Annotated in this window: 7 protein-coding genes; 5 read left to right on the top strand and 2 right to left on the bottom strand. The window is 57.7% G+C overall.

Features of this window, described 5'->3' with window-relative positions; all coding sequences use genetic code 11:
• The 3 genes from F8N85_RS33420 to F8N85_RS33410 form a co-directional block, all read left to right on the top strand.
• Window positions 1-189 (top strand): helix-turn-helix domain-containing protein (locus F8N85_RS33420; protein WP_191636316.1); only part of this gene is annotated, 189 nt, incomplete at its 5' end.
• Window positions 152-508: a type II toxin-antitoxin system Phd/YefM family antitoxin gene (locus F8N85_RS33415; protein ID WP_224795805.1), complete on the top strand. Its 357-nt coding sequence runs from the start codon at window positions 152-154 to the stop codon at window positions 506-508. The genes F8N85_RS33420 and F8N85_RS33415, both read left to right, overlap by 38 nt.
• Window positions 505-882: a type II toxin-antitoxin system VapC family toxin gene (locus tag F8N85_RS33410; protein WP_150807649.1), complete on the top strand. Its 378-nt coding sequence runs from the start codon at window positions 505-507 to the stop codon at window positions 880-882. Before F8N85_RS33415 ends, F8N85_RS33410 begins: the two co-directional genes overlap by 4 nt.
• A gap of 240 nt (window positions 883-1,122) precedes the next feature.
• On the opposite strand, the gene cysS is transcribed toward F8N85_RS33410, so the two are convergent.
• Together cysS and F8N85_RS33400 are read right to left on the bottom strand one after the other, a co-directional pair.
• The gene (gene cysS / locus F8N85_RS33405; protein WP_150807648.1) at window positions 1,123-2,505 is read right to left on the bottom strand and encodes a cysteine--tRNA ligase; all 1,383 of its coding nucleotides are present in this window, start codon (window positions 2,503-2,505) and stop codon (window positions 1,123-1,125) included.
• 25 nt (window positions 2,506-2,530) lie between these two features.
• Entirely contained in the window at window positions 2,531-4,228 is a 1,698-nt protein-coding gene (locus F8N85_RS33400; protein ID WP_150807647.1) for a glutamine--tRNA ligase/YqeY domain fusion protein, read from the bottom strand.
• A gap of 264 nt (window positions 4,229-4,492) precedes the next feature.
• On the opposite strand from F8N85_RS33400, the gene F8N85_RS33395 reads away from it, so the two are divergent.
• On the top strand, window positions 4,493-4,996 hold the full coding sequence (locus tag F8N85_RS33395; protein WP_150806917.1) for a peptidylprolyl isomerase: 504 nt from the start codon (window positions 4,493-4,495) through the stop codon (window positions 4,994-4,996).
• Window positions 4,993-5,721 carry a UDP-2,3-diacylglucosamine diphosphatase gene (gene lpxH / locus F8N85_RS33390; protein WP_150806916.1) on the top strand — a complete coding sequence of 243 codons (729 nt, stop codon included), beginning with the start codon at window positions 4,993-4,995 and terminating at the stop codon, window positions 5,719-5,721. Before F8N85_RS33395 ends, lpxH begins: the two co-directional genes overlap by 4 nt.
• Window positions 5,722-5,744 lie beyond the last annotated feature (23 nt).

The raw sequence follows: 5,744 nt of genomic DNA, 5'->3' as shown, positions 1-5,744 counted from the left end.
CCGGATGATTTTTTTGTGGATCTGGAGATGAATGAGCCCACTCAACCCGCAGCTTCATGCCAACTAGACGGTTCAGAAGACTTGAACCAGTTGTTACGGGCGGCTGGTGGGAACATCTCACATTTGGCACGGCACCTAGGGGTCAGCCGCAATACGCTGTACAAGCGATTACGCAAATCAGACACCTGAAGACTCAACCAATTGTCGATACGTCTTTGCTCACCTCCAATATTTTGGCTATATTTGGCCAAAATATTGGAGATGCCAAATGATTACTGTCCCGTTAGGCGAAGCCAAGAACAACCTGTCCAAGCTGGTTGATGATGCCGCTGCCGGCCAGATCATCACAATTGCCAAACACGGTCGGGCCCTTGCCCGCCTTGTCCCTGTAGGAAAACCCACAGGCCGACGTATCGGCGCAATGAAAGGCAAACTGATCTTGCCTGAGGACTTTGATGCACCACTGCCAGACGACATGCTGGATGCATTTGAAGGAGCTCAAGGATGAGGGTTTTGCTCGACACTCATATTTTGCTATGGACCTTGAGTGACGACCCAAAACTTTCAGGCAAGGCCAGGAAACTGATTGAGAGCGCCACTGAGATTTATATCAGCACAGCGTCTTTTTGGGAGATGGCTATCAAAGTGGGGCTGGGCAAACTGAATGTCGATCTTGAAGGCATAAGGGACTCCTGCCTCGAAAGCGGATTCATAGAGCTACCTGTCACGTTTGAGCACGCCATCGCGGTCAAGGACCTGGAGCATCATCATCGAGATCCGTTCGACCGGCTCATTGTAGCAACCACAATGACAGAGCCCATGAAGCTCCTGACTGCCGACCCTATGGTCGCCAAGTACACCTCTCTGGCTATTCTGGTTTGATCTGTCGCCTGCGGTAGTTGGATTGTTAAGGTCACTCCCATTCTGGGCCTGACTCCAGATCATTCGCGAGCAGGCTCGCTCCCACAGGGGATCTCCTGTGAACCCAATACTAATGAACACCTAAGATCAAATGTGCGAGCCTGCTCGCGATGGTTTCAGTCGAGACACCACAGTACTTGCGCCTTCCCTATAAACAAAAACCCGCACAAGGCGGGTTTTTGTTTATAGCAAACGCAGCAATCAGTCAGCCAAACGCCAGGTCGTCCCACCCTTGCCATCTTCCAGCACCACGCCCATGGCGGTGAGCTGGTCGCGGATGCGGTCGGATTCGGCCCAGTCCTTGTTGGCACGAGCGGCCAGACGCGCCTGGATCAGCGCATCGACCTCGGCCGCATCGACCCGGCCTTCAGCGCCGGCCTGCAGGAAGTCTTCGGCTTCCAGTTGCAGCACACCGAGCACGCTGGCCAGTTCTTTCAAGCGTGCCGCCAGACCGGCCGCCGCGTGCACATCGCTGTCGCGCAGGCGGTTGATCTCGCGCACCATTTCGAACAGCACCGCGCAAGCTTCCGGGGTACCGAAGTCGTCGTTCATCACCTGGGCGAAACGCTCGACGAAGGCTTCGCCGCCGGCAGGCGCCACGGTCGGCAGGCCTTTCAACGCGTGGTAGAAACGTTCCAGGGCGCCCTTGGCGTCCTTGAGGTTGTCTTCCGAGTAGTTGATCGCGCTGCGGTAGTGGCTCGACACCAGCAGGTAACGCACGACTTCCGGGTGGTACTTTTCCAGCACGTCGCGAATGGTGAAGAAGTTGTTCAAGGACTTGGACATCTTCTCGCCATTGATGCGAATCATGCCGCAATGCATCCACGCGTTGGCGTAGGTCTTGCCGGTGGCCGCTTCGCTCTGGGCGATTTCGTTTTCGTGGTGCGGGAACTCAAGGTCGCTGCCGCCGCCATGAATGTCGAAGGTCTCGCCGAGGCAGCAGGTGGACATCACCGAGCATTCGATGTGCCAGCCCGGACGACCGTCACCCCACGGTGATGGCCAGCTCGGCTCGCCCGGCTTGGTGCCTTTCCACAGCACGAAGTCCAGCGGGTCCTGTTTCGACTCGTCGACTTCGATCCGCGCGCCGATGCGCAGGTCTTCGATCTTCTTGCGCGACAGCTTGCCATAACCCATGAACTTGGCAACGCGGTAGTAGACGTCGCCATTGCCCGGGGCGTAGGCGTACCCCTTGTCGATCAGGGTCTGGATCATGGTCAACATGCCCGGAATGTGGTCCGTGGCACGTGGCTCCATGTCCGGCTTGAGGATGTTGAGGCGCGCCTCGTCCTCGTGCATGGCCTTGATCATCCGTTCGGTCAATGCATCAAACGGCTCGCCGTTCTCGCGAGCCCGGTTGATGATCTTGTCTTCGATGTCGGTGATGTTGCGCACGTAGGTCAGGTTATAACCGCTGAACCGCAACCAGCGGGTCACCAGGTCGAACGCGACCATGCTGCGGCCATGGCCAATGTGGCAGTAGTCGTACACGGTCATCCCGCAGACGTACATGCGCACATTGTTGCCATCCAGAGGCTTGAAGACTTCTTTGCTCTTGGTGAGCGTGTTGTAGATCGTAAGCACTGAGTGCTCCTTCCTTAACGCTGAATCACTGGCCCCACGAATCTCGCAGGGTCACGGTACGGTTGAACACCGGCTGACCTGGTTTCGAGTCTTTGATATCCGCGCAGAAGTAGCCTTCGCGCTCGAACTGGAAACGGTCTTCCGGTTGTGCTTGAGCCAATGACGGTTCAGCACGACAACCGGTGAGCACCTGCAGTGAATCAGGGTTGATGTTGTCCAGGAAACCTTCGCTGTCTTCAGCCTTCTCAGGGTTCGGCGAACGGAACAGGCGATCGTACAGACGCACTTCGCACTCGACGCTGGCCGCGGCCGGGACCCAGTGCACCACGCCTTTGACCTTGCGGCCTTCAGGGTTCTTGCCCAGTGTTTCCGGGTCATACGAGCAACGCAGTTCGACGATGTTGCCATCGGCGTCCTTGATCGCTTCGTCGGCACGGATCACGTAGCTGCCGCGCAGGCGCACTTCGCCGTTCGGCTCCAGGCGCTTGTAGCCTTTTGGCGGCTCTTCCATGAAGTCTTCACGGTCGATGTAGATCTCACGGGCGAACGGCAGCACGCGCACGCCCATGTCTTCTTTCGGGTGGCATGCCAACTCGAGGTTCTCGACCTGACCTTCCGGGTAATTGGTGATCACGACTTTCAGCGGACGCAGCACGCACATGGCACGCGGGGCGCTGTGGTCGAGGTCGTCGCGGATGCTGAATTCCAGCATGCCAAAGTCGACCACGCCTTCGGAACGGTTGGTGCCGACCATGTCGCAGAAGTTGCGGATCGATTTCGGGGTATAACCACGGCGGCGGAAACCCGATAGCGTGGACATGCGCGGGTCATCCCAGCCGTGAACGTGTTTCTCGTCAACCAACTGCTTGAGCTTGCGCTTGCTGGTGATGGTGTAGTTCAGGTTCAACCGCGAGAACTCGTACTGACGCGGGTGCGCCGGGACTGGCAGGTTGTCGAGGAACCAGTCGTACAGCGGACGGTGGCCTTCGAACTCCAGGGTGCAGATCGAGTGGGTGATGCCTTCGATGGCATCCGACTGACCGTGGGTGAAGTCGTAGTTCGGGTAGATGCACCACGTATCACCGGTCTGGTGGTGGTGCTCGTGACGGATGCGGTACATGATCGGATCGCGCAGGTTCATGTTCGGCGAAGCCATGTCGATTTTGGCCCGCAGGACGCGCTCGCCGTCCTTGAATTCGCCGGCCTTCATGCGCGCGAACCAGTCGAGGTTTTCTTCGACGCTGCGCTCACGGAACGGGCTGTTCTTGCCCGGCTCGGTCAGGTTGCCACGGTATTCCCTGGCTTGCTCCGGGGTCAGGTCGCAAACGTAGGCCTTGCCAGCCTTGATCAGCTCCACCGCCCAATCGTGCAACTGGTCGAAGTACTGCGAGGCATAGCGCACTTCACCGGACCATTGGAAACCCAGCCATTTGATGTCGCTTTCGATGGCGTCGATGTATTCCTGGTCTTCCTTGGCCGGGTTGGTGTCGTCAAAACGCAGGTGCGTGACGCCACCGAATTCCTCGGCCAGGCCGAAGTTCACACAAATCGACTTGGCATGGCCGATGTGCAGGTAGCCGTTGGGCTCTGGCGGAAAACGGGTGACGATCTGCGTGTGCTTACCCGAGTCCAGGTCCGCCTGGATGATCGGGCGCAGGAAATTGACTGGAACGGCAGGTCCGGTCTTGGAATTCGAGGTAGGGTCGACAGTGGGCTTGCTCATAGGATCCTTGGACATACAAGTGCGCGGCCGAAATACGGGCCTGACAAAACAAAGCCGCTATCATAGCCGATGCTGTCAAGCACCTGACAGAGGAGGCCCGAAAACAGCTGCGTTTAATGCACCTGTTTTGAAAAACAGCCTCGAAATTCGCGTCCGGCACGCTAAACTGCGCACCCTGGCGTTTTTTTTGCCAAACCGGTTCGGGCCCGCAGGCAGCGTGAGCGCCCCGAAACCCACGAATTCCTTGAAAGAGCGATAACGATCATGACTAAAGTCAAACTGACGACCAACAAGGGCGACATCGTCCTGGAACTGAACGCCGAAAAAGCCCCGATCACCGTGGCCAACTTCGTCGAATACGTTAAGGCCGGTCACTACGAAAACACCGTATTCCACCGTGTCATTGGTAACTTCATGGTCCAGGGCGGCGGTTTCGAGCCTGGCATGAAGGAAAAGAAAGACAAGCGCCCAAGCATCCAGAACGAAGCCGACAACGGTCTTTCCAACGACAAGTACACCGTCGCCATGGCCCGCACCATGGAGCCGCATTCGGCTTCCGCGCAGTTCTTCATCAACGTTGCCGACAACAGCTTCCTCAACCACAGCGCCAAAACCGCGCAAGGCTGGGGTTATGCAGTATTCGGTAAAGTGGTCGAAGGCAGCGACGTTGTCGACAAGATCAAAGGTGTTGCCACCACTATGAAGTCCGGTCATCAAGACGTGCCAGCAGAAGACGTGATCATCGAGAAAGCCGAGATCATTGAGTGATATTGCTGATTTCAGATTTGCATCTGGAAGAGGAGCGCCCGGATATTACCCGGGCGTTTCTGGATTTACTGAGCGGGCGTGCCCGCTCGGCGCAAGCGTTGTACATATTGGGAGATTTTTTCGAGGCATGGATCGGCGACGATGCCATGACCCCCTACCAGCTTTCCATTTGCCAGGCACTACGGGAACTCAGCGACAGCGGTACGCAGGTGTTCCTGATGCATGGCAATCGCGATTTCATGCTCGGCAAGGCCTTCTGCAAGGCCGCCGGGTGCACTCGGCTCAAAGACCCGAGCGTCGTTGAATTGAACGGCGAGCCGGTGCTGCTGATGCACGGCGACAGCCTCTGCACCCGCGACGAAGCCTATATGCGCATGCGCCGTTACCTGCGCAATCCCGTCACCTTGTTTATCCTGCGGCACCTGCCCTTGGGCACCCGGCACAAGCTGGCGCGCAAACTGCGCAGCGAAAGCCGCACCCAGACCCGGATGAAAGCCAACGACATCGTCGACGTGACCCCCGAGGAAATCCCGCGGATCATGCAGGAATACGGCGTACGCACCCTGGTCCACGGCCACACCCACCGCCCGGCCATCCACAAACTGCAGATCGGCGAGCAAGCGGCCAGACGCATTGTGCTGGGGGATTGGGACCGTCAGGGTTGGGCGTTGCAGGTGGATGAGCAAGGGTTTGCGTTGGCGCCGTTTGACTTCATAGCGCCGTAAAGATCAAAAGATCGCAGCCTGCG

Origin of the sequence: Pseudomonas fluorescens (assembly GCF_902497875.1) — a bacterium.
In the GTDB taxonomy this organism is placed as follows: domain Bacteria; phylum Pseudomonadota; class Gammaproteobacteria; order Pseudomonadales; family Pseudomonadaceae; genus Aquipseudomonas; species Aquipseudomonas fluorescens_BR.
This window is presented reverse-complemented; position numbering and strand designations above follow the sequence as displayed.